This is a genomic window from Nitratireductor aquibiodomus NL21 = JCM 21793 (genome assembly GCF_000615975.1).
Classification (GTDB): Bacteria; Pseudomonadota; Alphaproteobacteria; order Rhizobiales; family Rhizobiaceae; genus Nitratireductor; species Nitratireductor aquibiodomus.
The window spans coordinates 44,407-70,520 of record NZ_BAMP01000008.1 but is presented as its reverse complement, the minus strand read 5'-3'; the positions used below and the strand labels follow the sequence as shown (position 1 = coordinate 70,520).

General features: G+C 61.7%; 20 protein-coding genes and 3 pseudogenes. 11 read left to right on the top strand and 12 right to left on the bottom strand.

The genetic code is table 11. The features are described from left to right. Positions 1 to 9 precede the first annotated feature (9 nt). The 5 genes and pseudogenes from JCM21793_RS04115 (at position 10) to JCM21793_RS04095 (ending at position 5,055) form a co-directional block, all read left to right on the top strand. Positions 10 to 627, top strand: coding sequence for a J domain-containing protein (locus tag JCM21793_RS04115; RefSeq protein ID WP_025029547.1), 618 nt, complete (start codon positions 10 to 12; stop codon positions 625 to 627). A 102-nt stretch (positions 628 to 729) separates the two neighbouring features. After that, positions 730 to 1,715 (top strand): annotated as a pseudogene (gene cobS, locus JCM21793_RS24050) (cobaltochelatase subunit CobS). Between the two features lie 74 nt (positions 1,716 to 1,789). Beyond that, complete coding sequence (locus JCM21793_RS04105) at positions 1,790 to 2,137, top strand: GFA family protein (protein ID WP_025029546.1); 348 nt, start codon at positions 1,790 to 1,792, stop codon at positions 2,135 to 2,137. Beyond that, positions 2,118 to 4,049 carry a cobaltochelatase subunit CobT gene (cobT, locus tag JCM21793_RS04100; protein ID WP_202901396.1) on the top strand — a complete coding sequence of 644 codons (1,932 nt, stop codon included), beginning with the start codon at positions 2,118 to 2,120 and terminating at the stop codon, positions 4,047 to 4,049. The genes JCM21793_RS04105 and cobT overlap by 20 nt, the downstream gene beginning before the upstream one ends. A 25-nt stretch (positions 4,050 to 4,074) precedes the next feature. Beyond that, a complete protein-coding gene (locus JCM21793_RS04095; RefSeq protein ID WP_051556110.1) occupies positions 4,075 to 5,055 on the top strand; it encodes an esterase-like activity of phytase family protein in 981 nt (326 codons plus the stop codon). A 159-nt stretch (positions 5,056 to 5,214) separates the two neighbouring features. Here the strand turns inward: JCM21793_RS04095 and JCM21793_RS24045 are convergent. Next, a pseudogene (locus JCM21793_RS24045) lies at positions 5,215 to 6,965 on the bottom strand (hydantoinase B/oxoprolinase family protein). Next, positions 6,962 to 9,049, bottom strand: coding sequence for a hydantoinase/oxoprolinase family protein (locus JCM21793_RS04085; RefSeq protein WP_025029543.1), 2,088 nt, complete (start codon positions 9,047 to 9,049; stop codon positions 6,962 to 6,964). Before JCM21793_RS04085 ends, JCM21793_RS24045 begins: the two are co-directional and overlap by 4 nt. Before the next feature lie 194 nt (positions 9,050 to 9,243). On the opposite strand from JCM21793_RS04085, the gene JCM21793_RS04080 reads away from it, so the two are divergent. After that, positions 9,244 to 10,071 carry a ferredoxin--NADP reductase gene (locus JCM21793_RS04080; RefSeq protein WP_025029542.1) on the top strand — a complete coding sequence of 276 codons (828 nt, stop codon included), beginning with the start codon at positions 9,244 to 9,246 and terminating at the stop codon, positions 10,069 to 10,071. Between the two features lie 338 nt (positions 10,072 to 10,409). On the opposite strand, the pseudogene JCM21793_RS24040 reads toward JCM21793_RS04080, so the two are convergent. The 7 genes and pseudogenes from JCM21793_RS24040 to JCM21793_RS04045 all read right to left on the bottom strand — a co-directional run bounded on the left by JCM21793_RS24040 (position 10,410) and on the right by JCM21793_RS04045 (position 18,520). Continuing rightward, a pseudogene (locus JCM21793_RS24040) lies at positions 10,410 to 11,509 on the bottom strand (branched-chain amino acid ABC transporter substrate-binding protein). A 160-nt stretch (positions 11,510 to 11,669) separates the two neighbouring features. After that, positions 11,670 to 12,023 carry a DUF6867 family protein gene (locus JCM21793_RS04070; RefSeq protein WP_007010284.1) on the bottom strand — a complete coding sequence of 118 codons (354 nt, stop codon included), beginning with the start codon at positions 12,021 to 12,023 and terminating at the stop codon, positions 11,670 to 11,672. Then, a complete protein-coding gene (locus JCM21793_RS04065; protein ID WP_025029541.1) occupies positions 12,023 to 12,757 on the bottom strand; it encodes an ABC transporter ATP-binding protein in 735 nt (244 codons plus the stop codon). Before JCM21793_RS04065 ends, JCM21793_RS04070 begins: the two co-directional genes overlap by 1 nt. Then, on the bottom strand, positions 12,754 to 14,337 hold the full coding sequence (locus JCM21793_RS04060; protein ID WP_025029540.1) for an ATP-binding cassette domain-containing protein: 1,584 nt from the start codon (positions 14,335 to 14,337) through the stop codon (positions 12,754 to 12,756). The genes JCM21793_RS04065 and JCM21793_RS04060 overlap by 4 nt, the downstream gene beginning before the upstream one ends. Continuing rightward, a complete protein-coding gene (gene livM / locus JCM21793_RS04055; protein WP_007010287.1) occupies positions 14,337 to 15,728 on the bottom strand; it encodes a high-affinity branched-chain amino acid ABC transporter permease LivM in 1,392 nt (463 codons plus the stop codon). The genes JCM21793_RS04060 and livM overlap by 1 nt, the downstream gene beginning before the upstream one ends. Then, the gene (locus JCM21793_RS04050) at positions 15,728 to 16,651 is read right to left on the bottom strand and encodes an ABC transporter permease subunit (RefSeq protein WP_025029539.1); all 924 of its coding nucleotides are present in this window, start codon (positions 16,649 to 16,651) and stop codon (positions 15,728 to 15,730) included. The genes livM and JCM21793_RS04050 overlap by 1 nt, the downstream gene beginning before the upstream one ends. Positions 16,652 to 17,023: 372 nt before the next feature. Further along, entirely contained in the window at positions 17,024 to 18,520 is a 1,497-nt protein-coding gene (locus JCM21793_RS04045; protein ID WP_025029538.1) for a CoA-acylating methylmalonate-semialdehyde dehydrogenase, read from the bottom strand. A gap of 145 nt (positions 18,521 to 18,665) precedes the next feature. Between JCM21793_RS04045 and JCM21793_RS04040 the strand changes: the two genes are divergently transcribed. The 5 genes from JCM21793_RS04040 (at position 18,666) to JCM21793_RS29670 (ending at position 22,329) form a co-directional block, all read left to right on the top strand. Continuing rightward, positions 18,666 to 19,547 carry a LysR family transcriptional regulator gene (locus JCM21793_RS04040; protein ID WP_025029537.1) on the top strand — a complete coding sequence of 294 codons (882 nt, stop codon included), beginning with the start codon at positions 18,666 to 18,668 and terminating at the stop codon, positions 19,545 to 19,547. 74 nt (positions 19,548 to 19,621) lie between these two features. Further along, complete coding sequence (locus tag JCM21793_RS04035; RefSeq protein WP_025029536.1) at positions 19,622 to 21,184, top strand: serine hydrolase; 1,563 nt, start codon at positions 19,622 to 19,624, stop codon at positions 21,182 to 21,184. A 67-nt stretch (positions 21,185 to 21,251) separates the two neighbouring features. After that, positions 21,252 to 21,554 carry an alkylphosphonate utilization protein gene (locus JCM21793_RS04030; protein WP_025029535.1) on the top strand — a complete coding sequence of 101 codons (303 nt, stop codon included), beginning with the start codon at positions 21,252 to 21,254 and terminating at the stop codon, positions 21,552 to 21,554. A gap of 201 nt (positions 21,555 to 21,755) precedes the next feature. Further along, positions 21,756 to 21,902, top strand: a complete 147-nt coding sequence (locus JCM21793_RS29675; protein ID WP_202901395.1) for a hypothetical protein — start codon at positions 21,756 to 21,758, stop codon at positions 21,900 to 21,902. A gap of 94 nt (positions 21,903 to 21,996) precedes the next feature. Continuing rightward, complete coding sequence (locus JCM21793_RS29670) at positions 21,997 to 22,329, top strand: dihydrofolate reductase family protein (protein WP_007010800.1); 333 nt, start codon at positions 21,997 to 21,999, stop codon at positions 22,327 to 22,329. Positions 22,330 to 22,346: 17 nt separating this feature from the next. Here the strand turns inward: JCM21793_RS29670 and JCM21793_RS04020 are convergent, their stop codons facing one another. The 3 genes from JCM21793_RS04020 to JCM21793_RS04010 all read right to left on the bottom strand — a co-directional run bounded on the left by JCM21793_RS04020 (position 22,347) and on the right by JCM21793_RS04010 (position 26,053). Continuing rightward, positions 22,347 to 23,513 carry a diphosphate--fructose-6-phosphate 1-phosphotransferase gene (locus JCM21793_RS04020; RefSeq protein ID WP_025029534.1) on the bottom strand — a complete coding sequence of 389 codons (1,167 nt, stop codon included), beginning with the start codon at positions 23,511 to 23,513 and terminating at the stop codon, positions 22,347 to 22,349. Between the two features lie 89 nt (positions 23,514 to 23,602). Then, positions 23,603 to 24,457, bottom strand: a complete 855-nt coding sequence (locus JCM21793_RS04015; protein WP_025029533.1) for a universal stress protein — start codon at positions 24,455 to 24,457, stop codon at positions 23,603 to 23,605. 111 nt (positions 24,458 to 24,568) lie between these two features. Further along, positions 24,569 to 26,053 carry a SulP family inorganic anion transporter gene (locus tag JCM21793_RS04010; protein ID WP_025029532.1) on the bottom strand — a complete coding sequence of 495 codons (1,485 nt, stop codon included), beginning with the start codon at positions 26,051 to 26,053 and terminating at the stop codon, positions 24,569 to 24,571. Positions 26,054 to 26,114: the final 61 nt, after the last annotated feature.

Genomic DNA, 26,114 nt, shown 5'->3' with positions numbered 1-26,114 from the left:
CAGTCCGATATGAAACCCTACTCGAAATATTTCGAGAAAATTCGCATTCGACCCGACCCGCAGGCGGAGGCGAAATCTCGCGCGCCACGCTGCCAGTGGGATGGCTGTGATGAGCCGGGCATGCACCGTGCGCCTGTGGGGCGTCACGCGGAGGGCCAGTATTTCCGCTTCTGCGTCGATCACGCGCGGCAATACAACAAGGGTTATAACTATTTCTCCGGTCTCAGCGACACGGAAGTCGCGCGCTACCAGAAGGAAGCGCTGACCGGGCATCGCCCGACCTGGAAGATGGGCGGCAGTGGCGAGACCCGAGCGGCGGCCGATTTTTCGACCTATCGCTCCGGCCGCGCTGCCTATCACAACCGGATGGGCGACCCTTTCAACATGTTCGGCGAGCAGCAGGCCGCGCGCAAGCCGCGCGAAAAGCGGCTGAAGCCGCTTGAGGCCAAGGCGCTCGAAACACTGGGCCTGGGAGCACAAGCGACTGGCGAACAGATCAAGTCGCGGTATAAGGATCTGGTGAAGCAGCACCATCCCGATGCGAATGGTGGCGACCGGGGTTCTGAAGACCGGCTCAGAAACGTGCTTGAAGCATACCGTCTGTTGAAACAGGCGGGTTTCTGTTAAAGCGGGCGTCTGATAAGACGCGTTGAACAAAGTCTGATGAGACGCTCCGGAAAAACGAACAGTTCAAGCGATGCAGGCGAGGGCCTGGCCGCTGGAGGCATGATGAACAAGATTGACCGCGATATCGCCAATTTGCCCGACACGACCGTTTCGGTGAAAGACACGTTCGGCTTTGAGTCCGACATGGTTGTGCCGGCCTATTCCGTGGCCGATTCCCACGTGCCGGATGTCGATCCCGACTATCTGTTCGACAAGCAGACGACGCTCGCGATTCTGGCAGGTTTTGCGCACAATCGCCGCGTGATGGTTTCCGGCTATCACGGCACCGGCAAATCGACCCACATTGAGCAGGTCGCCGCGCGTCTCAACTGGCCCTGCGTCCGCATCAACCTCGACAGCCATGTCAGCCGTATCGACCTCGTCGGCAAGGACGCCATCGTGGTCAAGGAAGGCAAGCAGATCACCGAATTCAAGGACGGCATCCTGCCCTGGGCCTACCAGCACAATGTCGCGCTCGTCTTCGACGAGTATGACGCCGGCCGCCCGGACGTGATGTTCGTCATCCAGCGCGTTCTGGAATCCTCGGGCCGCCTGACCCTGCTCGACCAGAGCCGCGTCATCCGTCCGCATCCCGCTTTCCGCCTGTTCGCCACCGCCAACACGGTCGGCCTGGGCGACACGACCGGCCTCTACCACGGCACGCAGCAGATCAACCAGGCGCAGATGGACCGCTGGTCCATCGTCACCACGCTCAACTATCTGCCGCATGACGATGAAGTCGCCATCGTTCAGGCCAAGAACAAGCACTTCCAGACCGAGAAGGGCCGCGAGACGATCTCGCGCATGGTCCGCGTTGCCGATTTGACGCGCTCGGCGTTCATGAATGGCGACCTGTCGACCGTCATGAGCCCGCGTACGGTGATCATGTGGGCCGAAAACGCCGAGATCTTCGGCGATGTCGCTTCGCCTTCCGCTTGACCTTCCTGAACAAGTGCGACGAGTTGGAGCGGGCGCTGGTCGCCGAGTTCTACCAGCGCGCTTTCGGTGAGGAACTGCCGGAGAGCGCTGCCAACGTTGCGCTGAGCTAAAGCATTTTGCAGTCAGGTGGAAACACCTGACGTCCGCAGAAATGCGGAAAAACACACAGTTCCAGGAGGAACGGATGCGTTATCAGGGTGGATGTCATTGCGGCGCCGTGCGCTACAGCGTCGAAGTTGATCTCGAGAATCCGATCACCTGCAATTGCTCCTATTGCAGCAAGCGCGGCAGCATTCTCGCCTTTACGCCGCTCGACAATTTCACTCTGGAAAAGGGTGACGAAAGCCTGACGGAGTATCGCTTCAACACCAACACGATCGAGCATCTCTTCTGCTCAGGTTGCGGTATGGAATCCTTCGCCCGAGGCGCGATGCCGGACGGCACGAAAATAGCGGCGGTGAATGTACGCTGCCTCGACGGTGTCGACCTCAACGGTCTCAAACCCCAGGAATATGACGGCCGCGCCCACTGAGCCGATCCCGAGAAAAAGACGACCCGTGAGCCAGACCAACCGAAAGCCCGGACAACCCACCGACGCACCGCTCGACCCGTTCAAGCGGGCCACCACCGCCTGCATGCGCGCTGTTGCGGGTGATCACGAGCTTGAGGTTTCCTTTTCCAAGGACAAGCCGTCGCTCACGGGCAGCCGCGCCCGCCTTCCGGATCTGCCCAAGCGGGCGACCGCCGAGGCGCTCACCGTCACGCGTGGCATCGGCGATTCCATGGCGCTGCGCCGCGCCTGCCACGACACCGATCTGCACCGCCGCCTTGCGCCGGAAGGCAATGAAGCGCGTGCCATTTACGACGCCGTCGAGCAGGCTCGCGTCGAGGCCATCGGTTCGCGCGCCATGCAGGGCATGGGCGACAACATCGCCGCCATGCTGCAGGACAAATATGAGCGCGCCAACCTCGCGGAAGTTTCCGAGAAAGCCGATGCGCCGCTTGAGGAGGCCATCGCGCTGATGGTGCGCGAAAAGCTGACCGGTCGCCCTGCGCCGAAGAGCGGCGAAAAGCTCGTGTCGCTCTGGCGCGACTGGGTCGAGGACAAGGCGGCGGCCGACATCGACGCGCTTGCCAGCCAGATCGACGATCAGAACGGCTTTGCCCGCGCCGTGCGCGATCTCCTTTCCTCCATCGACCTTGGCGAGGACCTTGCTGAGGAAGAGCAGACCGAGGAAAGCGAGGAAGACAGCGACGCACCCGAAGCGCAGGAACAGGCCGAGCAGAGCGAGGAAGACGAATCCGGCGGCGAAGAGAGCGAGGGCGAGGAGTCCAGCGGCGAGAGCGAGGACACCGAGACCGGCGAAAGCGAGGCCGGTGACACCACCGCCGACGATGTTTCCGAGGACGACGAGATGGATTCGGAGACGCCCGGAGAGGCGCGCCGTCCCGACAGCCCGTTCGACCAGGCCGCCCGCGACATCGACTACAAGGTCTTCACCACCGAGTTCGACGAAACGGTCGGCGCCGAAGAGCTTTGCGACGAGGAAGAACTCGACCGCCTGCGCGCGTTCCTCGACAAGCAGCTTGCCAATCTGCAGGGCGTGGTCGGGCGTCTCGCCAACCGTTTGCAGCGCCGCCTGATGGCCCAGCAGAACCGCTCCTGGGATTTCGATCTGGAAGAGGGCGTGCTCGATACGGCGCGGCTCGTGCGGCTGGTCATCGATCCCATGCAGCCGCTCTCCTTCAAGCAGGAGCGCGACACCAATTTCCGCGACACGGTGGTGACGCTGGTGCTCGACAATTCGGGCTCCATGCGCGGCCGGCCGATCACGGTGGCCGCCACCTGCGCCGACATTCTGGCCCGCACACTGGAGCGCTGCGGTGTGCGCGTCGAAATCCTCGGTTTCACCACGCGTGCGTGGAAGGGCGGGCAGGCGCGCGAGAAATGGCTCAAGGATGGCAAGCCCGCCAATCCCGGCCGTCTGAACGATCTGCGCCACATCATCTACAAGAGCGCTGACGCGCCCTGGCGTCGTGCCCGGCGCAATCTCGGCCTGATGATGCGCGAGGGGCTTCTGAAGGAAAACATCGACGGCGAGGCGCTTCTGTGGGCGCACCAGCGCCTGATGGCGCGGCCCGAGCAGCGCAAGATCATGATGATGATTTCGGATGGCGCGCCGGTCGACGATTCCACCTTATCGGTCAATCCCGGCAATTATCTGGAGCGGCATCTGCGTGGCGTTATCGACCTGATCGAGACCCGCTCGCCGGTCGAGCTTCTTGCCATCGGCATCGGCCATGACGTCACGCGCTACTACCGCCGCGCCGTCACCATTGTCGATGCGGAGGAACTGGCCGGCGCCATGACCGAGCAGCTTGCTTCGCTGTTCGAGGAAGAGGGCGCGCGCCGCGGCGGCGGCGCGATGCGGCGTGCGGGCTAGTCTGCGTCCCTTAGGCCTGCGCCTGTTGCTTGTGGCGCTCACCCTTGCGATCGCCATCTCGGTAAAGGCTCAGGAACCGGCCATTTCCATGGCGGTCAATGCGGTGCCCATCCGCCATTTTGCCGTCGGTTCTCACGATAAGCGCTTTGGACCGCTGGAGTTTGTCGGCGGTCTTTCCATGACCTCGCCGGTCGATCATTTCGGTGCGTTTTCGTCTTTTCGCTTCATTTCGCCTGGCAGTGAGTTCATCGGCGTTTCCGATACGGGCTTCTGGTTCTTCGGAACATTGACCCGGGATGCCGAGGGGCGTCCGTCCGGCTTTGCCGAGTTCTCCATGCAGCCCATGGTGGACGGAGACGGCAACTCCACCCGCGAGAAATGGACCACCGATGCCGAAGGCATCGCCGTCAGGGGCGAACTGGCGACGGTGAGCTTCGAGCGCGTTCAGCGCATTGCCGAGTTCGAGATCGAGCGCGATGCCATGGGATCCGCCATCCGCGATCTGGATTATCTCGTTCCGCGAGAGGAGTTGCGCAGCAATCGCGGCTTCGAAACCATCGCCTATGCGCCGTCGGGCGGACGGCTGGACGGGGCGCGTGTCGTCGTTGCCGAGCGCAGCATCGATGAGGACGGCAATTGCTTTGCCGCCATTCTCGAAGGGCCGATGAAAGGCGTCTTCACCGTCGCGCGCTCCGAAGGTTTCGACATCACCGATGGCGCGTTTCTGCCCGATGGCGATCTGCTTCTGCTGGAGCGTCGCTTCACCTTCGCCAGCGGTGTGGCCATGCGCATTCGCCGGATCGATGGCGCAACCATCGCGCCGGGCAGGGTGGCCGACGGCCCGGTGCTCTTTACCGCCGGCATGGATCACCAGATCGACAATATGGAAGCGCTCGATGTCTGGCAGCGCGCCGATGGCGCGACTATGGTCTCGCTTATGTCCGACGACAACCACTCGCTGCTGCAGCGCAATCTCTATCTGGAGTTTCGGCTGATGGGCGAGTGAGTGGCGCCCTATGGGACCAAGCACCCTCGCCCTGCGACAAGCTCAGGATGAGGGTTACTGAGAGGGCAATTGTTGGCTCGCTGCCTTGTGCTTTGCGCCGGCGGCTCAACAGCCTCATCCTGAGCTTGTCGAAGGGCGAGGGCGCCTGGCTCGACCCTCTCAACCGCCGCGCTTCGCCAGCGTTGCCACTTCGTCCACAGCCTGACCATTCGCGCTGAGCACCACGCCAAACAGCGCTTCGGCTTCGTCTGCCGTATAATATCCGAGCGCCACATCCCGCAGCACCTTTTCCGGCGCGCGCTTCAGCGGATCGCCATAGCCGCCGCCGCCCGGCGTGCCGACACAAACGCGGTCACCGGCTTTCAGCGGAATATCCTGTTCCTTGGAAAGATGAGGCGGCACATGCGCTTTTCCATCGCGCCTCACCGTCACTTCGTTCACCCTGCCGTCTCTGCCGCCCAGCACGCCTTGCGGGCCTGTCCGGCCGTGATCCATCACGAAGGAGGCGCGGGCGTCGCCGCGCAGAAGCTCCACCTCATAGGAAAGGCCGAACCCGCCGCGGTGCTCGCCGGCCCCGCCGGAGCCTTCGCGCAGCGCATAGCGCCGATAGAGCACGGGAAAGGCCTGCTCCATCACCTCCACCGGAGGCGATTTCGAGATGCCAATGGTGGAGCAGCCATTGGTCAGCCCGTCATGGTCGACATTGCCGCCATATCCGCCACCGGAGATCTGGTACATCACGAAATCGCGGCCGCGCGCCGGGTCGTGCCCGCCAAGCGCAAAATTGCCGCTGGAACCGGCAGGGGCCGCGGTGACCTTTTCCGGCAGCGCCTTCACCATCGCCGCGAACACGGCTTCCGCAATGCGCTGCGACACCTCCGCCGCGCAGCCTGAAACGGGGCGCGGATAGCTCGCGTCGAGAAACGTGCCCTCCGGCCGCTTTATGATCAGCGGCTCGAATGCCCCCGCGCTGAGCGGCACTTCGGGGAAGATGTGGCGCATCGCCAGATAGACGGAGGAAAGCGTTGTCGCGAGCACGCTGTTCATCGGCCCAATGCAGGGCGGGCTCGATCCTTCGAAATCGAAGGTCAGCGTGTCGCCCTTCTTTTCGATGGCGAGCGCAATGGTCAGCGGTTCGTCCACCACGCCATCGGAATCCACGAAAGCCTCGCCGCGGTAAACCCCATCGGGGATCGGCGCGATCAGCGCGCGCATCTGTGTCGCCGCGCGGGTTCGAAGTTCGGCGATGGCCTGCCGCACCGTCTCGTCGCCATAGCGGTCGAGCACCTGCGCCAGCCGCTCCGCACCCACTTCCAAAGCCGCGCCCTGCGCCCGAATATCGCCGATACGCTGATCCGCAACGCGGATGTTGGAGCAGATGATGGCGTAGATTTCAGGATCCAGTTCGCCCTTCTTGAAAAGCTTCACCGGCGGCAGGCGCAGCCCTTCCTGCTCCACCGCCGTGGCGGAGGCGGAAAAGCCGCCCGGAACCGCACCACCAATGTCCGGCCAGTGGCCGGTGTTGGAGAGCCAGCAGAAGATTTTCCCATCACGCCAGACTGGCATGGCGAAGCGCACATCCATGAGATGTGTGCCGCGAGATACGGGTCGTTGACGATGTAGATGTCGCCGGGTTCGGGCGCTGCCGTCTCGCCGCTGGCGATGCGCTCGATGAGCGTGTGCGTGGAATACTGCATCACGCCGACGAAGACCGGCAGACCGGCCGAGCCCTGCGCAATCAGCGCGCCATCCTCGGCGGCGTAGATGCCGTCCGAACGGTCGTTGGCTTCCGCAATGACGGGCGAGAAGGCGGCGCGCGAGAAGGTCAGGTCCATCTCGTCGCACACCTGCTGAAGTGCCGCCTGAATAACGGAAAGCGTGATGGCGTCGAGAGAAGAGGTGTTGTTCATCGGCCCGCTCCCACCGTGATGATGATGTTCCCATCCGCATCGGATGCCGCCCGGTCGCCGGGCTCGATCACCGTTGTCGTGTCGAGCTGTTCGAGGATCGCCGGCCCCTCGATCACCGCATCGAGCGGCAGTTTTTCGCGGGCATAGACCGGCGTGTCGTGCCATTCCCCAACAAACCAGACCTGCCGCCGCTCGTTCAGCGCCTCGGCCAGCGTTGCCACACGTCCTGCCGGGTCGATCAGGCTGGCAAGGTCGATATCCGCGCGCACGCCGATCACGGACGTGTTGAGATTGACGAGATTGGCGCGGATCTCCGGCAGCCGCACCTTGAAGCGATTGTAATAGGCCTCCTCGAAGAGCGCCTGCAGCGTATCGCGATCAACCTCGGGGCCGGGCAGTGGCACATTGATGAGATGCGTCTGGCCGACAAACTGCATGTCCGCCGTGTGCACACATTCAATGCGCTCCGGCTGCACCGTCTCTTCCGCGATCAGCGCCTCGCCCTCGGCGCGCTGCTCTTCAAGCACGCTTTTGACGAGTGCTACATCGAGGCTCGCCACAGGGCGGTTCACCGTGCGCACGAAATCGTGCCTGAGGTCCGCGACCACGCAGCCGAGCGCGTTGGTGATGCCGGGGCGCGCCGGCACCATCACGCGTGGAATGCCCAACTCGCGGGCAAGGGCCGCCGCGTGCAGCGGTCCCGCGCCGCCAAAGGCGAAGAGCGCAAAATCGCGCGGGTCGTGCCCCTTGCCGAGCGAAACCATGCGGATAGCGCCCGCCATCTTGATGTTGGCGATCTGCAGCACAGCACCCGCCGCTTCCACGCCGGAAAGTCCGAGACGGCTTCCAAGCCTTTTTGCAAAGATCGCCTCCACATCGGAAACGGAAACCGGATTGTCGACGGAGAGAAGTTTTTTCGAGTTCAATCTGCCAAGCAGGAGATTGGCATCGGAGATGGTCGGCTCCATGCCGCCGCGGCCATAGCAGATCGGGCCGGGCTTTGCGCCCGCGCTCTGGGGCCCCACTTCCAGAAGCCCCGCATCGTTGACGCGTGCAATCGATCCGCCGCCGGCACCCACAGTGTGCACGTCCACCATGGGCACGTGGATCGGCATCGCATACTCCACCTCGATCTCGTTGGAGACCGCAGGCCGCGCCCCGCGCACAAGCGCCACATCGGTGGAGGTGCCGCCCATATCGTAGGTGATGAGATTGTCGACGCCCGCCCGCCGCGCGGTAAAGGCGGCGGCCATCACGCCCGAGGCCGGGCCGGACATCACCGTCTTGGCGGCCTCACGGGCCACGTGGGCAGCGGAGATCATGCCGCCATTTCCGTTCATCACCAGAAAGTCGCGCGCATAGCCGAGGCCTTGCAACTCGTTCGAAAGCCGGGCGATGTAGCGCTCCAGGATCGGCTGCACCGAGGCGTTGACCGCAGCCGTTACGCCGCGCTCGAACTCGCGCGCTTCGGAAAGCAGCGCATGTCCAGTGGTGATGTAATTGTTGGGCCAGAGTTCGGCGGCGATTTCGGCAGCGCGCTTTTCGTGCGCCGGGTTGGCATAGGCATGGAGAAAATGGATCACCAGTGAAACGCAACGCTGATCGAGCAGCGCCTTTACCGCCGCGCGCACGCCATCCTCATCGAGCGGGGTGAGCACGTTTCCGGCGGCGTCCATGCGCTCATCCACTTCGAGCCGCAGATTGCGCGGCACCACCGGAGTGAAGGTCCCCGTCATGCCATAGGCCTGTGGCCGTGTGCGGCGGCCAAGCTCGATGATGTCGCGGAAGCCGGCGGTGGTGATCATGCCGGTTCTGGCAAGCTGCCGCTCCAGAACCGCATTGGTCGTGGTGGTGGTGCCATGCACGATCAGGCCGATTTCGGAGGCCGGAACCCCGGTCTCGCGTATCGCGTTGACCACGCCAAAAGCCTGGTTTTCGATGGTGGTTGGGGTCTTGGCGACCCGCACTCGCGGACCCATATCAGATCCTTCGCGGGAATCGATCAGGATCAGGTCGGTGAAGGTGCCGCCCACATCGATGCCGACGACGACAGAACCCGAATTGATGCCTTTTTTCTCATTCATGGGTGAAATCCGGAATGTGAAACCTTTGTTGACCCGACGAATTGAAATAGGTGTCGAACGTACGAAACTTGCGTCAAATTCATTTGTATACTAATAAATTTGACAGGCAAGAGCAGCCATTGATACCGCGATTTGGGTTTGCATCCGGACCGGAAACAGGCATAGAGACTTCCGACCGAACGAGGATAGTATTCATGGACAGCGCTGCGCTCCGCGAGAACGACGCCGAAAAGACCCCTGAATTCCCGATTCCCGCCGGCTGCTTTGCCGAGCGCGTGACATCGGTGAAACATTACACGGACAATCTCTTTGCCTTCCGCATCACGCGGCCGCAAAGCTTCCGTTTTCGCTCCGGCGAGTTCGTGATGATCGGCCTGCCCAATGCGGAAAAGCCGGTGTTTCGCGCCTATTCCATCGCCAGCCCTGCCTGGGACGAGGAAGTGGAGTTTTTCTCCATCAAGGTGCCGGATGGCCCGCTGACCCAGCACTTGCAGAAGATCCAGCCCGGTGACACGGTGCTCATGCGCCAGAAGTCCACGGGCACGCTGGTCAATGATGCGCTGACGCCGGCGAAAAACCTCTACATGATCTCCACCGGCACGGGCATCGCGCCCTTCGCGAGCCTGATCCGCGATCCGGAGACCTATGAGAAGTTCGACAACATCATCCTCACCCACACCTGCCGCGACGTGGCCGAGCTTGAATACGGCAAGGAACTGGTGACCGCTCTTAAAGACGATCCGCTGATTGGTGAGCTGGTCCAGGGACGCCTGACCCATTTCACCTCAACCACGCGCGAGACCTCGTCCGTCATGGGGCGCATCACGACGCTGATCGAGAATGGCGAGTTGTTCAAGGCGCTCGGCACCGAGCCCTTCGACCGCGAGAACGACCGTGTCATGATCTGCGGCTCCATGGCCATGCTCAAGGATGTGAAGGCGCTGGTCGAGAAAGCGGGTCTCGAGGAAGGTTCCAACGCTGAGCCGGCGGATTTCGTCGTCGAACGCGCCTTCGTGGGCTGATTGCTCCTCCGCTGAGTTCGCGAGGGGGAATGCCGCGCTCCCCCTTTGCTCTACTGGTTGACGCGCCTGCGCAGCTCGATGCAAAGCCCTGCTTTGTTGTCTGATGGCTTGACCACAGGATTCATGCCGGCCGGCAGGTGTCAGGAGGCAGGCACAACAGAGACGGGTGTTCTTCAGAAGTTGCGGTTTATGCTGATGTTTTGGCATGGACCCTTGGATCAGGTCCAAGGATCACGAGGGCGTGGGTGAAGGGGCATAAACGTCTGTGACATGCGCTTCGCCAAAAGAAAACGGCCCGGCATCGCTGCCGGGCCGCAGACCTCACACCGAGCAGTGGCTTACTGCTCGAGGTAATCGTATTTGCCGTCTTTCCACTCGTAGAAGACATAGCCGGGCAGCGTCACGTCGCCCTTGTCGTCGAAGGACAGGTCGCCAAGAACGGTCGAGAAATTGCCGTCATTGAGTGCGGTAACGACCGGATCGTAATCGGTGGAACCGGCTGCCTCGACGGCATCCTTCCAAGCCTGGATGGCGGCATAGGTGTAGAGTGCGTAGCCTTCAGCCGTCTTGCCGGCAGCGAGCAGCTTGTCGACGACTGGCTTTGCGATCTCGTTCTTGCGCGGATCGGGCGAGAAGGTCATCAGCGTGCCCTCGCCGGCATCGCCGGTGATGGCCCAATACTCGTCGGTGACGAGGGCGTCACCCGAGACAAGCACCGTGTCCATGCCCTGCTCGCGCATCTGACGCGCCATGAGGCCGGCTTCCGTGTGGTAGCCGCCGACATAGAGAACGCCAATACCTTCCTGCTTCAGCTTGGAGACGAGCGCGGTGTAGTCCTTTTCACCGGCGGTGTAGGCTTCGTAGAGAGCCGGGGTGCCCCCGGCAGCTTCGTAGGCAGCCATCGTCGCATCGGCAAGGCCCTTGCCATAAGCGGTCTTGTCGTGAACGAAGGCCACTTTCTTGTCGCCGAAATTCTCGACGAGGAACTTGCCGGCGACATCGCCCTGCTGATCGTCACGGCCGCAGACGCGATAGACGCCGGGGCCGGGGCGGTTGTCGGTGAAAGCCGGGTTCGTAGAAGCCGGCGAGATCTGGATGATGCCTTCCTCTGCATAGACCGACGAGGCCGGGATGGACGAACCCGAGCAGAAGTGACCTGCAACGAAGGAAACGCCGGAGCCTGCGAACTGGTTGGCAACAGCGACAGCTGCTTGGGATCGCAGGCGTCATCGCCCACTTCCAGCTTCAGCATTTCGCCGTTGACGCCACCGGCCTCGTTGATGTCAGCCACGGCCTGCTCGGCACCGGCTTTCATCTGCTCACCGAAGGAAGCATATTGACCCGTCATGGGGCCAGCAACTGCAATCGTGATGTCCGCCCATGCGGAACCGGTCATCATCAGGCTGAGTGCTGCGCCAGCCATAAGTGCCTTTTTCATGACTTCTCCCTTTAAAACACCAGAAGTTCCCTTGGCTCTCCGGAAATGGTGTTTGGCTTTCCGGTTTGGCCTTTGCGGACCGCAGCGGCCCGCTTAATCGGCATGAAACCCCAATTCAAACAAGAAATAAAGGCTTCATACCGGTTAATCATGAATCCGTTCAGCCTGAACGTTGCCAGCCCAGTGGTCCACTGCGCCGATACTGGAAGCTATACTGTGTCGCCATCTGCCCGGCGCGCGTAATACGCTTGCCGACAAAAGCGATAATCAGCAACACGATCAGGTCGACGATGTAGTAGTGAAGCGAGAGCAGCGTGCCGCTGAACAGCGCGAAATGGATGAAGCGCGTCGCTGCCGCCAGAAGCACGATGTAGAAGGCAAGCTGAGCATCGGCCTGCCAGGTGCGCGCCATGGCGCGGCCCGTAAGGTAGGCGGCACCGCCTGCAAGAAGGATTGTGACGAAGAAGAACTCCCAGAAAGTGACTTCCCAGATCGGTCCATTTGCGTGTTCCATCAGTGCCTCCCGCCTTCGAGATACGCCGCGCGCACTTCTTCCTTCTTGAGAAGCTCCGCGCCGGTGCCGCTCATGGTCACATTGCCGTTGACCATGACATAGCCGCGATGAGCAAGCTTCAGCGCGTGGAAGGCATTCTGCTCGACCAGGAAGACCGTCAGCCCCTCCTTCTCGTTCAATTCGCGGATGGCATCGAAGATCTGCTTCACGATCAGCGGTGCAAGGCCGAGCGACGGTTCGTCCAGTAGCAGAAGCTTGGGCCGGCTCATCAGCGCTCGCGCGATGGCAAGCATCTGCTGCTCACCACCCGACAGCGTGCCGCCGCGCTGGCTGATGCGTTCCTTGAGGCGCGGGAACAGCTTGAAGACCTTGGCGATGTCCTCGTCGAAATACTTCGGATCGACGAGAGCTGCGCCCATCTGCAGGTTCTCCATCACCGTCATGCGCGGGAAGATGCGGCGCCCTTCCGGCGACTGGGCGATGCCGAGGCTGACAATGTCGTGCGTCGGCATCATGGTAATGTCGATGCCGTCATAGACGATCTGGCCGTTGCGGGCGCGGGGATCGCCGCAGATGGTCATCATCAGCGTCGACTTGCCGGCACCATTGGCGCCGATCATGGTAACGATTTCGCCGCGATGGACATCCATATCGACACCACGCAGGGCGACGATGTTGCCGTAATAGGTCTCGACGCCGCGCACCGAGAGCAAGGGTTCGTTCTGAGCGCTCATGCCTTGCCTCCCTTACCGGTGGTCTTCTTTTTGGGCTGTGCGCCCCGCTTGCCGGGCACGCTGCTGGCCACCTCGCCCTTGTCAACGCGTTTGGAGAACTCGGTTTCGCCGCCCTTGGCGAGAACTCTGGCCTGCTTGACCCACTCTTCACGCTCGATGCGACCGGGGAAGGCGAGATAGGAACCGACCCATTGAACCTCGGCCTTTTTCCACGCCGCGATCTGGTCGAAATGCCAGACGCCGAGCGCATTCAGCTTCTTTTCGCTGGCGGGGCCGATCCCCTTGACGCGGGTGAGGTTGTTGGCACCGCCCGCGCGCGGCTTTTTGGTGCCGTGCGGCTGGCTGCCGGGATAATCCCCGGCATTGGCGATCTTCACCTCGCTGGCGGCTGGAGCGGGTTTCGGCTTCGCAGCGGTCCTGGCGGCAGTTTTCGGCTTCGCTGCGGTGGATGCAGCGCTCGAAGCCTTTGCAGAGGACGCCTTTGTTGCCGTGGATCTGGCTGTCGATGTCTTCGCAGTCGAGGCCTTTGACGAGGGTTTTGCCTTTGCTGCCGTCTTCTTCGCGGCGGGGGCCGCCTTTGATCTAGCAGTCGGCTTTTTCTTTGCGGGCCCGTCGCCTGCAACCTTTTCGATGTCCTCGCGCACTTCGGGCATATCGATCTCGGCCTCGTCGTCGACACCCAGATAGGCGGCGATGACCTTGGGATCGTTCTTGACGAAATCCGCCGGCCCGTCGGAGATCTTCACACCGTAATCGAGCACGATCACATGGTCGGAGATTTCCATCACTACGCCCATGTCATGCTCGATCAGCAGCACCGACACATCGTGCTCGTCGCGGATATATTTCAGCAACTCGTTGAGCTCGGCGGATTCGCGCGGGTTGAGGCCGGCGGCCGGCTCATCGAGGCACAGAAGCTGCGGCTTCGTGCACATGGCGCGCGCGATCTCCAGACGACGCTGCGCTCCATAGGGCAGATCGGCCGCCGGATCGTCGGCGCGATCGATGAGATGCGTGCGCTCCAGCCAGTAGACAGCCCTGTCGACAGCCTCCTTTTGCGCCTTCTTGTAGCTCGGAAGGCCCAGAATCCCCCCGATCGAGAAGCCGGAAGCAACCATCAGCGGGTTGTGCTGGGCGACAAGCAGGTTTTCCAGAACCGTCATACCGCCGAACAGGCGGATGTTCTGGAAGGTGCGCGCCACCTTGGCCTTGTGCGAGATCTCGTGATCCGGCATGCGCTCGAGAAGATAGACCGCACCGTTTCCGGTGGTCTTCCAGCGCTGGCCGCTATCGGTCAGCGTTTCCACATCATCCTGCTGCCGGCCCGGCCCGTGGCGCATCACGATGCGCCCCTCGGTGGGTTTGTAGAAGCCGGTAACGCAGTTGAAGACCGTGGTCTTACCCGCACCGTTGGGGCCGATCAGGGCGGTGATGTCGCCCCGGCCGACATTGAAGGAGAGGTCTCCGACGGCCACGAGGCCGCCGAAGCGCATGGTCAGATGCTCGACGCTCAGGACCGGATCGCGATCCCAGCCGGGCGTCGACTGATCAGAGTTTTTCATGGTCGTTGCCGCGTCCATCAGTGTCCCTCACCCTGAGCCACCATATCGGCGCCGATACGTTTCTTTTCCTTCAGAACCACGGAAGGTTCGCGGGTCGAAATCAGGCCGCGCGGCTTCCACACCATGATGAGCACCATGGCGAGGCCGAAGATCAGCATGCGGTACTGCACCGGATCGAAGCCTGAGCCGAAGACCTGCTGGAGGAAGCCGAGATTGCGCAGCATCTCGATGCCGCCGATCATCACGATCGACGCGATCACCACGCCCACCTGCGAGCCGAGACCGCCCAGAACCACGATGGCGAGAATGATCGCCGATTCCAGGAAGGTGAAGCTCTCCGGCGAGATGAAGCCCTGCCGCGTGGCAAAGAAGGAGCCTGCAAAGCCGCCGAACATGGCGCCGATGGAGAAGGCCGTCAGCTTGGTGTTGCGTGTGTTGATGCCGAGCGAACGGCACGCGATTTCATCCTCACGCAGCGCCTCCCAGGCACGCCCGATGGGCAGGCGGCGCAGACGCATGGTCACGAAATTGGTGATCAGCGCCAGAATGAAGATGATGTAGTAGAGGAAGATGAAGCGCTGGATCGGGTCATAAGCAATGCCGAAGAAATCGGCAAAACCGCCTTCGCCACGTTTCAGTTCCAGACCGAAGAATGTGGGCTTGGGAATGCCCGAGATGCCGTCCGGCCCATTGGTGAACTCGTACCAGTTCAGGAGAACGACGCGAATGATCTCACCGAAGGCGAGCGTGACGATCGCCAGATAGTCACCACGCAGGCGCAGCACCGGGAAGCCAAGCACGATGCCCCAGCACGCTGCGAGAATGCCCGCCAGCGGCAGCGCGAACCAGAAACCCATATCGAGATACTGCGCGAGCAGCGCGAAGGAATAGGCGCCAACCGCATAGAAGGCGACGTATCCCAGATCGAGCAGGCCTGCGAGCCCCACCACAATGTTCAGGCCCCAGCCGAGCATGATGTAGGTCATGATCAGGATGGCCAGGTCGATGAACTGGCGGTCCTTGCCGGGAAAGAAGGTGGTGAAGAAGAAGGGCAGCACGAGCGCAAAGGCAAAGAGCGCCCGCATGAGCCATTTGCCCGTTCCGGCAAAGCGCGAGCCGCTCGGCATCGCGCCGGCAATCTTCCGTGTGATTGGGCTGTCGGTCTTGAGCACGAAGAGATTGAGGAGGAGCCGGCCCACAAAGACGACGAGGATCGAGACGATCCATGCGCCCCAGCGCATCTTGAGATCAAGTCCGCCGGGCGCGATGTCCGTGCGGATGCCGATGAAGAAGAAGCCGAGAACGGCGACCAGAAAGCCGGCAGTGGCGGCATCCTTGACCGAAGCGGCAAAGGAATTGGGATCGTTCTGCGGCGCAGCGACCGCCCTGTTAGAACCGTTCGTCGCCATCAGACCTTCTCCACTTCAGGCTGCCCCAGAAGGCCGGACGGCAGGAAGATCAACACGATTGCCAGGATCGAGAACGCCGCGACGTCTTTGTATTCGACCGAGAAATAACCCGACCAGAACACCTCGATAAGGCCGATCAGAAGACCACCCAGCATGGCGCCGGGGAGGGAGCCGATACCACCCAGAACGGCCGCGGTGAACGCCTTAACCCCGGCCAGGAAGCCGATGTAGAAGTCGATCACGCCATAGAGCAGCACAAACATCAGGCCGGCCACGGCGGCCAGCGCGGCCCCCATGACGAAGGTCAGCGAAATGGTGCGGTCGACATTGATGCCGAGCAGCGCCGCCATCTTTCGGTCCTGTTCGCAGGCGCGCTGTGCGCGACCGAGCGGCGTGCGGGTGATCAGCAGCGTGAATCCCGCCATCAGCGCGATGGTCGTCAGAATGATGATGATCTGCATGTAGGAAAGCTGAACCGAAATGCCGGTCGCACTGCCTTCCATCAGCGTTATGCCACCCTGGATCTGCGGCGGCAGCGGCTTGACGCGTGCGCCCTGCGTGATCTGCACGAAGTTCTGCAGAACGATCGACATGCCGATTGCGGTGATCAACGGAGCGAGGCGGAAGGACCCACGCAGGGGGCGGTAAGCGAGCCGCTCGACCGTCCACCCCCAGGCGGACGTGAAGATCATGGCCACGATGAGCACGATGAGCAACACCACGGGCAGAAATGCAAAGCCGAGCACGGTCGTCAGGATGAGGAACATCGCCAGAGCGATGAACGCACCGATCATGAAGACGTCGCCATGCGCGAAATTGATCATTCCGATGATGCCATAGACCATGGTGTAGCCAATGGCGATCAGCCCATAGATGGAACCCAGCGTCAGCCCGTTGATAAGCTGCTGGACGAAATATTCCATGTTATATGCAACTCCCCTGAAATGTCGCCATTCAGGCGCATTTCTTATTCTTTCCCCTTGATAGTCGTAGAGGAATGACGCCCGATTGCAACGGCAAACTTCCCACGACCGGCTCCAGACCGAAGGCCGGTTTCTCCGGCTCTTGTTGACGCGGGAAGCTAGCACTGGACCAGTGCAATGTCATTGCATTGACAGGAAAAATTTGAGCGCATCGCGCAGATTCCCTCGGAATTTACGGTAAAGACGCACCAATATTGCAAGTTTTAGACAAAAAAGAACAAAACAGCGCTACGGAGACCGAAAAGCAAAAAGCCCGCATCGGGTGTCGATGCGGGCCTGGCGAAACACTGGAGAAAACAGGCGGAAATCCGCCTAATTCATTGTCGGAATGACGAATTCCGCACCATCCTTCACACCTGAAGGCCAGCGTGAGGTGACCGTCTTGGTCTTGGTGTAGAAGCGGAATGCATCCGGTCCGTGCTGGTTCAGATCGCCGAAAGCGGACGCCTTCCACCCTCCGAAAGTATAATACGCGATCGGCACTGGAATGGGGACATTCACACCCACCATGCCGACATCCACGCGGGCAGCGAAATCACGCGCCGCGTCACCGTCACGGGTGAAGATGGCAACGCCATTGCCGAATTCATGATCATTGGGCAGCGCCAGGGCTTCCTCATAGGTGTTGGCACGCACAACCGAGAGCACCGGGCCGAAGATTTCTTCCTTGTAGATGCGCATGTCTTTCGTGACGTTGTCGAACAGACAGCCGCCCATATAGTAGCCGTTCTCATAGCCCTGCATTTTGAAATCGCGGCCATCGACGACAAGTTTCGCGCCTTCCTTCACGCCAAGGTCGACATAGCCCTTCACGCGCTCCAGCGCCTGCTGGGTGACGAGGGGCCCGAAATCGGCCGAAGCATCGGTCGAGGGGCCGACCTTGAGGCTCTCGACACGCGGGATGAGCTTCTCAACCAGCCTGTCGGCCGTCTCCTGGCCCACGGGTACGGCCACCGAAACGGCCATGCACCGCTCGCCGGCGGAGCCGTAACCAGCACCGATCAGCGCATCGACCGTCTGATCCATGTCGGCATCCGGCATGATGATGAGATGGTTCTTTGCACCGCCGAAGCACTGCGCGCGCTTTCCATTGGCGGTGGCGCGGCTGTAGATGTATTGCGCGATCGGCGTGGAGCCCACGAAGCCGACAGCCTTGATGTCCGGATCGTCGAGGATGGCGTCAACCGCTTCCTTGTCGCCGTTGACGACATTGAGAACCCCCTCGGGCAAACCCGCCTCAAGGAAGAGTTCGGCAATGCGCATCGGCACGCCCGGATCGCGCTCGGAAGGCTTCAGCACATAGGTGTTGCCGCAGGCGATGGCTGGCGCGATCTTCCAGAGCGGAATCATGGCCGGGAAGTTGAAGGGCGTGATGCCCGCCACCACGCCGAGCGGCTGGCGCATGGAATAGACGTCGATGCCCGGGCCCGCGCCCTCGGTGTATTCGCCCTTCATCATGTGCGGCGCACCGATGCACACCTCGACCACTTCGAGCCCGCGCTGAATATCGCCCTTGGCATCCGGAATGGTCTTGCCGTGTTCGCGGGCGAGAAGCTCGGCAAGCTCGTCATAGTCGCGGTGCACGAGTTCAAGAAACTTCATGAGCACGCGCACGCGGCGCTGTGGATTGGTCTTCGCCCATCCGGGCTGTGCGGCCTTCGCATTCTCGACCGCAGCACGCACTTCGGCGGCGCTGGCAAGGGCAACCTTGCAGCGCACCGTGCCATCCATGGGCTGCATGACGTCCTGGCTGCGCCCGCTCGTTCCGGCAACATGCCTGCCGCCGATGAAGTGACCGAAATCCTCCATAAGACTTCTCCCTGATTTTGAAGTTGGCGTCATTCTCTCCACTCCCTCCCGGATTTGCAACGTGACACGCACAGCAACCGTTGTGCAAAAAATAAAGTCGAAATAAAATGTCGCGTGCGAAAAATATCGAGCATGGGAGAGCCGGTTGAATTGGGACGATGTGCGCGTTTTTCTGGCCGTCGCGCGGGCCGGGCAGATTCTTGGCGCGGCGAAGCGGCTCGGGCTCAACCATGCGACGGTCTCACGCCGGGTGGCTGCACTGGAGGAGTCCATAGGGGCAAAGCTCTTTCACCGGTTGACGACCGGAACCGAACTCACGGCCGCGGGCGAGCAGTTGCTGGCAACCGCCGAGCGCATGGAAGCCGACATGATCGCCGCGCGGGCCGAAATCGCCGGCGAAAGCGAGGATGTGACCGGCACGGTGCGGATCGGCGCGCCGGACGGTTTCGGCGTGGCTTTCCTCGCTTCGCGGCTCGGCGCCCTGACCGAGCGGCACCCGGGACTTTCCGTACAGCTTGTGCCGGTTCCCCGTTCGCTCTCGCTATCGCGCCGCGAGGCCGACATCGCCGTGACGGTGGACCGCCCGACGGAAGGTCGGCTTGTGGCCGCCAAGCTGGTGGATTACACGCTCGGGCTCTATGCTTCCCGTGCCTATGCCAGGAAGCACGATCTTCCGAAGCGCGCTGCCGACCTTGGCCGTCATCGGCTTGTTGGCTATGTGCCTGATCTCGTGTTCAGCCCGACGCTCGACTACGCCGCTGAAATCTCGGAAAACTGGACTGCCGACTTTGCCGTTTCCTCAGCCATGGGCCAAGTGGAAGCGGTGCGCTCCGGTGCCGGCATCGGCATATTGCACACCTTCATCGCGCGCGGGGATGAAGAGCTGATCGCACTCGACTGGGTCGAACCGATCCGTCGCAGCTACTGGACGGTCTATCACGAATCCATGCGCCCGACGCGCCGCATTCAGGTGACGTCAGCGTTCATAGGCGAACTGGTGGACAGGGAGCGGCATCTCTTCTGCTGAGCTGGCGTTTTACTTTCGTTAAAGACTTCCTTTCAGAACGGTCGGTGCAATCGGTTTATACTGGAGGTTTAAACATGGCGCCCCGCATTCTTGCAGCCGCTGCCGCGCTGGCTCTGACTGCCGCAACGGCAGCCGCTCTGGCCAATGACCTGCCGCCACCCGCACAGACTGCAGGGGTAGCCATTCCGGAGGGGCAGATCGGCAAAGCCGTTGAAGCGCTCGACGGCATTATCGAGAAGTCCATGAAGGAACATGGCGTTCCGGGTCTGGCGGTCGCGGTGGTTCGCAAGGACGAAGTTCTGTTTGCCAGAGGCTATGGCGTGCGCAAGGCCGGCGAGGAAGCAGTGGTCGACACCGACACGGCATTCCAGCTCGCCTCGCTTTCCAAACCGGTGGGTGCGACCGTGGTTGCCCAGCAAGTCAGTCAAGGCACAGTTGGCTGGGACACGCCGATGACCGACATCCTGCCCTGGTTCAAACTTTCCAATCCCCAAAGCACGGCGCTCCTGACCATTGGCGACCTTTATGCGCATCGATCGGGCCTGCCCGACCACGCGGGCGACGATCTTGAGGATCTGGGCTACCCGCAAAAGGTGATTCTGGAGCAGCTCCGATACCTGAAGCTTGGCGCGTTCCGGCTCAAGTATGCTTATACGAATTTTGGCCTTACGGCCGCCGCCGAGGCAGTGGCGAGCGTTGCCGGCAAGGACTGGGCCACGCTCAGCGAAGACGCAATCTACAGGCCGCTCGGCATGAACAGTACATCCTCGCGGCTGAGTGACTTTCTGGCGCGGGATAACCGCGCTTTCGGCCACATGCGCAATGGTAATCACTGGGAGGTGCTCTACCAGCGCGATCCCGACGCACAATCGCCCGCCGGCGGGGTGAGCGCCAGCGTGAACGACATGGCGACCTGGCTCCGTATGCTGCTTGGCAACGGTGAATACGATGGGCGCCGGATCGTCGATGCTGCTGCGCTCCTGCCGGCACTCAGCCCACAGTCGGTGTCCGGCAGGCCCGAAACACCCGCCGCTCGCGCCAGCTTCTACGGATACGGCTTTGGCGTAGGCGTCTCGCCTGCGGGCCGCGTGATGATCAGCCACTCGGGCGCGTTCGCCCTGGGAGCAGCCACCAACTTCATCATGATCCCGTCGGCTGATATCGGCATTGTTGTCCTGACCAATGCGCAACCGATCGGCCTCGCCGAAGGTATCTCCATGAGCTTCATGGATCTTGTGCAATACGGTGAAATCCAGCGCGACTGGCTGGCCATGTATCCCGTCGCCTTTGCGCCGATGCTGGCGCCGGTAGGCGAATATGCCGGAAAGGAAGCGCCCGCAGACGCGAAGCCCGCACGCACGCTTGCCAGCTACACCGGCACTTTCGCCAATGATTATTTCGGCAACCTCGTTGTCGAAGAAGCGGACGGCGGGCTCGTGATGAAGGTTGAAGGCACATCGAGCAGCTTCCCGCTGCAACACTGGTCGGGCGATGAGTTTGTCTTCTATCCGCTGAACGAGAACGCCATGTCGGGCTCGATCTCGTCGGTCCAGTTCTCCGTTGATGGCGCGCTGGCGCAAGACGTTCGTGTGGAGTATTTCGACCAGTTGAACGACGGCACGTTCGTTCGGAAATAGTCCGAGCAACCATGACACCTGTTTGAGAAAGCGGCGGGCTCTTTGCCCGGAGCAAAGAAGGCGCGATATGACCGACAGTGATGACGAGTATGTGTATGACGAGGTAACCGGCGAATGGATGCCAGCCTCGGAAATGAAAGCGCTTGAGGCGCAGCGCGGCGCGGTCGTCGACGCTGAAGGCAATCCGCTGGCGGATGGCGATTCCGTAACGCTGATCAAGGACCTGAAAGTGAAGGGCGCCGGCCAGACGCTGAAGCGGGGCACGGTGATCAAGACGATCCGCCTGACGGACAACAGGGAAGAGATCGATTGCCGTCACGAAGGCATCAAGGGTCTTGTGCTGCGCACGGAATTCGTGCGTAAGCGCTAGCACAGATTGCGCCTTCCGGACTTCAGCCTGGAGGTCCGGGATGGCCCGCATGGTGTTTTAAATCATCTCGTTTGCACCACGATGCGCGTACTCCGCTGCACCGTGTCGGATATCACCCCGTACGTTCGTCTTGCAGACACAGCGTTCCCGCTGATGTTCAGTTTCACGCAAGTCGGCGGCAGGCCGCCCTGGGAGATATCCATGTCCAGAAAGATCATTGTCACACAGTACATGTCGCTCGACGGGGTTATCGAAGACCCCGTCGGCATGGAAGGTTCCGGCCTTGGAGACTGGACCGGGCCGTTCAGCCGTGGCCCGGACGGAGACGCTTCAAGCATGAGGAACTGATGGGCTGCGACGCCATGATCTATGGCCGAAAAACCTATGACGGTTTTGCTGCTGTCTGGCCCAGGTCGATGACGAGGCGGGTTATGCGCGCCGGATGAACGCGCTGCCGAAATATCTCGCATCAACGACGATCGAAGACCCGCAATGGAACAACACGTCGCTGCTCCGCGGCGATCTGGTGGAAGCGGTGCGCGCGCTCAAGGAAACCCCGGGAGGCGACATCCTGATCTTCGGCAGCGGCTCGGTGGCGCATACGCTGATGCCGCACGGGCTGATCGACGAATTCCGGTTGATGGTCTATCCGACCGTGCTCGGCCGTGGCAAGCGGCTCTTCCCTGAAGGGACCGCCACCATGCTGGAACTCGCCGAATGCCGCACTTTCAACGACGGGATCGTGCTCCTGCGCTACACGATGCGCAACAGCTAGTCACACGCCGGCAGGCTTCATACAAAAGGCGTCGCCGGATCGTAGCGGCGCGGCAGGAGGCGGTGGAGATAGGCGAGGCCCTCGTCTGACAGACGGTTTTCATCCGGCCTGAGATAGGTCTCGGGCATGTGGCGGGTCTTGCCGGCTACGGCGTCGAGATCGACCAGACGGCACACCGTCTTTTCGCCATCGAACTGAAGCGCGACGGATCCGTCGCCTTTTTCCACCGAACGGATCGCGAAGGCACCGGCATCGAACGCCTCGCGCGCGTCGATCTCGCTGGTGGTGGCGATGTTGCCGCGCGGCAGATAACCGAACGTGTCGACGCGGGCGCGCTGGCCGGCGAGATCTTCGGCCAGAATGCGCTCGATGGCTTGGCCAAGATCGCTACCGGAGAGCTTGAGATTGCCGTGGGCATCACGCTCCTGCATCTCGGCTGGCACCAGCGTTTCAACGAGCGAGCGACCGTCGGCATCGGCCACGCCCTCCGACATGGCCACGACACAGCGCCCGTGGCGGGCGACCGTCGCCTTCACATCCTCGATGAAGCGACCACGCTCGAAGGCGCGCTCGGGCACATAGACGAGGTGCGGGCCGCTTTCTTCATCGAGCGCCCAGGCGGCAGCGGCGGCCGTGAGAAAGCCCGCATGGCGGCCCATGACGATGCCCACATAGACGCCGGGCAGAGCGCGGAAATCGAGATCGACGCTCAGGAAAGCGCCGGCCACCATTTCACCCGCCGAGATGAAGCCCGGTGTGTGGTCGTTTTCCATCAGGTCGTTGTCGATGGTCTTTGGCGCGTGCATGAAGGTCATGCCACCGCCAGAAGCATCGCGCAGGATTGCCTGCGTGCCGGAGGTGTCGTTGCCACCAATGTTGATGAAGGCATCCGCGCCGACGTCCTTGAGACCTTTCATAATCTCTTCGCAATAGGCCGCGTCGGGCTTGTCGCGGGTGGAGCCGAGCGCCGCACTCGGCGTGGCGGCGATGCGCAGCAACTCGGTCTCGGAGAGATCGGACAGGGTGACGAAGCGGCCATCGCGAATGCCCCGCACGCCATGCAGCGCACCGAGCACCCGACATCCGGGATAGAGTTTCATGGCTTCCAGCGCAGCACCGGCAACGGTCTGGTTGATGACGGCGGTGGGACCGCCGCCCTGGGCGATGACGAAGGTTTCGGCCATGGCTCGCGCTCTTTCCTTGCAATGCGATTTTGCCATTCATGGCATGGCGAATGCGGGGCTGGAAAGAGCTGTCATGCCAGCATGAAAGATTAGCGGAAGAGCATGACCGGTATCTTGCAGGAGCGCAGCATCGTCTCGGTGGTCGAGCCGATGATCAGGCTGCGAATGCGCGAGTGGCCATAGGCGCCCATGACGAGCAGACCGAAATTCTCGCTCTCGACACGCTCGGAGATGACCGTTTCAGGCTGACCGGGCAGCACTTCGCTTGTCGCTTCGATGCCACCGCCCCGCAACACGGCTTCTGCATCGGCAAGCCGGTTGCGCGCCTCGCTGGTGTCGCTTCCAACCGTGAGAAGCTTGACGGCGAGGCCGGCAAAGAGCGGCGAGCGCGCCATGGCATCCACCGCCTTCATGCTGCTTGCGCCCCCGTCATAGGCGACAAGCACCTTGTCGATCGGCTTGAAAGCGCGGTTGGCGACGAAGACCGGGCGGTGGCTCGACCGCACCACACGCTCAAGATTTGAGCCGAGATGCAGTTTTGCAAAATCCGCCGCCTCGCCGCGCTTGCCGATCACCAGAAGATCGGAATCTTCCTCCACTTCGGCCACCGTCTCCACCACATCGCCATGGCGAATGCGGCCAGAGACCTTTTCGATACCGGCGGCACGCACGGCAGCCTCGCCATCTTCGAGGATGGCACGGCCGCGCTTCATGGCAAGGCGCGCGCGTTGCTCGTCAAGCTCGGAAAGCTCCTTAAGGAGCGATGACCGCGCGCCAAGCGCGATGTTGCCGGAGAGATCGGACGGGGCGCTGCCCGTCTCACGGCGACCAAGGACGTGGAGAAGCTCCACGGATGCTTCAAGCCTGCCGGCGATCCATGCTGCGTGTTCGCAGACGCTCTGCGAATAGATGGAGCCGTCGATGAATGCGGTGATCTTTGACATCTATTTCCCCTGTAGCATCGGGCCGAAAAGTTGAATCCGGTTTTCGGCGATACCGATGCTCAATTAAAAAACTAGATCGTCCCTTGTGCGTCCGAAAGGACGCACGGCGATCTAGTGGCCCATCAGCTTTTCAAGTGCGCCCGGCTTGTCGTGAATGCCAAGCTTGTCGACGATCGTTTCGCTGGCCTCGTTCATGCCGATGATTTCCACCTCGGCACCGTCGCGGCGGAATTTGAGCACGATCATGTCCAGTGCGCCAACACTGGAAATGTCCCAGATATGCGCGCGCGAAACATCGATGGTGACCTTGTCCAGCCCTTCCTTGAAGTCGAAGGCAGCGTTGAAGTCTTCAACCGAGGCGAAAAAGAGCTGTCCCTCCACGCGGTAGGTGCGCTCGCGCCCATCGTCCGACAGGGTGGAGGTGACGCGGAAGATCTGAGCGATCTTGCCCGCGAAAAAGATGCCGGAGAGAAGCACGCCAACCAGCACGCCGATGGCGAGATTGTGGGTTGCCACCACACAGACGACCGTGGCCAGCATGACCACGGAGGACGACAGCGGATGCTCGCGCAGGTTCTTGATCGACGACCATGAGAAGGTGCCGATCGAGACCATGATCATGATGGCGACAAGTGCGGGCATCGGGATCTGCCGCACCCAGTCGCCCAGAAGCACGATCATGAACAGAAGAAAGACACCGGCGACAAAGCAGGAAAGACGCCCGCGACCGCCGGATTTCACATTGATCATCGACTGGCCGATCATGGCGCAGCCGGCCATGCCGCCGATAAAGCCAGTTGCCGTGTTGGCAAGGCCCTGGCCGATGCATTCCTGGTTCTTGTTGCTCTGCGTGTCGGTGAGCTCGTCCACCAGCGAGGCGGTCATGAGCGATTCCAGAAGGCCAACCGCTGCCACCGCCGCCGAATAGGGCAGGATGATCTGGAGCGTTTCCAGATTGAGCGGAATGTCCGGAATGAGGAAGACCGGGAAGGTGGAGGGAAGCTCGCCCATGTCGCCCACCGTGCGCACATCGAGGCCGAAGGCGATGGACACCGTGGTGAGCACGATGATGCAGATGAGCGGCGACGGAATCGCCTTGGTCAGACGCGGAAACAGATAGATGATGGCAAGGCCTGCGGCGACCATCACATAGGTGAGGTTCGGCACACCGATCAGCTCGGGCAGCTGCGCCATGAAGATCAGGATCGCCAGAGCGTTAACGAAGCCTGTCATGACCGAGCGCGATACGAAACGCATCAAATGGCCGAGCTTCAGGAGGCCTGCCCCGATCTGCAACAGGCCGGCCAGCACCGTGGCGGCGAGCAGATATTGCAGCCCATGCTCCTTCACCAGTGTGACCATGAGCACGGCGGTGGCGGCTGTCGCCGCCGAGATCATGCCCGGCCGGCCACCGGCGATGGCCGTGATGACCGCGATGGAGAAGGAGGCGTAGAGCCCGACCTTGGGATCGACACCGGCAATGATGGAAAAGGCGATGGCTTCGGGGATGAGCGCAAGCGCGACCACGAGGCCGGAAAGGAGATCGGCGCGAATATTGCCGAACCATTCGTCACGGTAATGGGAAAGCGAGAACATGGAACCTTCAGGAGACATGACCTCCCAACCGCCGACAGGCTTCTGCGGCCGGGAAAGACAG

Bases quoted from the DNA above. Each gene is read 5' to 3' on its own strand.
- JCM21793_RS04115 (WP_025029547.1), top strand. From the start codon at position 10: ATGAAACCCTACTCGAAATATTTCGAGAAAATTCGCATTCGACCCGAC.
- JCM21793_RS04105 (WP_025029546.1), top strand. From the start codon at position 1,790: ATGCGTTATCAGGGTGGATGTCATTGCGGCGCCGTGCGCTACAGCGTC.
- cobT (WP_202901396.1), top strand. From the start codon at position 2,118: ATGACGGCCGCGCCCACTGAGCCGATCCCGAGAAAAAGACGACCCGTG.
- JCM21793_RS04085 (WP_025029543.1), bottom strand. From the start codon at position 9,049: ATGAATGAGAAAAAAGGCATCAATTCGGGTTCTGTCGTCGTCGGCATC.
- JCM21793_RS04080 (WP_025029542.1), top strand. From the start codon at position 9,244: ATGGACAGCGCTGCGCTCCGCGAGAACGACGCCGAAAAGACCCCTGAA.
- JCM21793_RS04070 (WP_007010284.1), bottom strand. From the start codon at position 12,023: ATGGAACACGCAAATGGACCGATCTGGGAAGTCACTTTCTGGGAGTTC.
- JCM21793_RS04065 (WP_025029541.1), bottom strand. From the start codon at position 12,757: ATGAGCGCTCAGAACGAACCCTTGCTCTCGGTGCGCGGCGTCGAGACC.
- JCM21793_RS04060 (WP_025029540.1), bottom strand. From the start codon at position 14,337: ATGGACGCGGCAACGACCATGAAAAACTCTGATCAGTCGACGCCCGGC.
- livM (WP_007010287.1), bottom strand. From the start codon at position 15,728: ATGGCGACGAACGGTTCTAACAGGGCGGTCGCTGCGCCGCAGAACGAT.
- JCM21793_RS04050 (WP_025029539.1), bottom strand. From the start codon at position 16,651: ATGGAATATTTCGTCCAGCAGCTTATCAACGGGCTGACGCTGGGTTCC.
- JCM21793_RS04045 (WP_025029538.1), bottom strand. From the start codon at position 18,520: ATGGAGGATTTCGGTCACTTCATCGGCGGCAGGCATGTTGCCGGAACG.
- JCM21793_RS04035 (WP_025029536.1), top strand. From the start codon at position 19,622: ATGGCGCCCCGCATTCTTGCAGCCGCTGCCGCGCTGGCTCTGACTGCC.
- JCM21793_RS04030 (WP_025029535.1), top strand. From the start codon at position 21,252: ATGACCGACAGTGATGACGAGTATGTGTATGACGAGGTAACCGGCGAA.
- JCM21793_RS29675 (WP_202901395.1), top strand. From the start codon at position 21,756: ATGTCCAGAAAGATCATTGTCACACAGTACATGTCGCTCGACGGGGTT.
- JCM21793_RS29670 (WP_007010800.1), top strand. From the start codon at position 21,997: ATGAACGCGCTGCCGAAATATCTCGCATCAACGACGATCGAAGACCCG.
- JCM21793_RS04020 (WP_025029534.1), bottom strand. From the start codon at position 23,513: ATGGCCGAAACCTTCGTCATCGCCCAGGGCGGCGGTCCCACCGCCGTC.
- JCM21793_RS04015 (WP_025029533.1), bottom strand. From the start codon at position 24,457: ATGTCAAAGATCACCGCATTCATCGACGGCTCCATCTATTCGCAGAGC.
- JCM21793_RS04010 (WP_025029532.1), bottom strand. From the start codon at position 26,053: ATGTTCTCGCTTTCCCATTACCGTGACGAATGGTTCGGCAATATTCGC.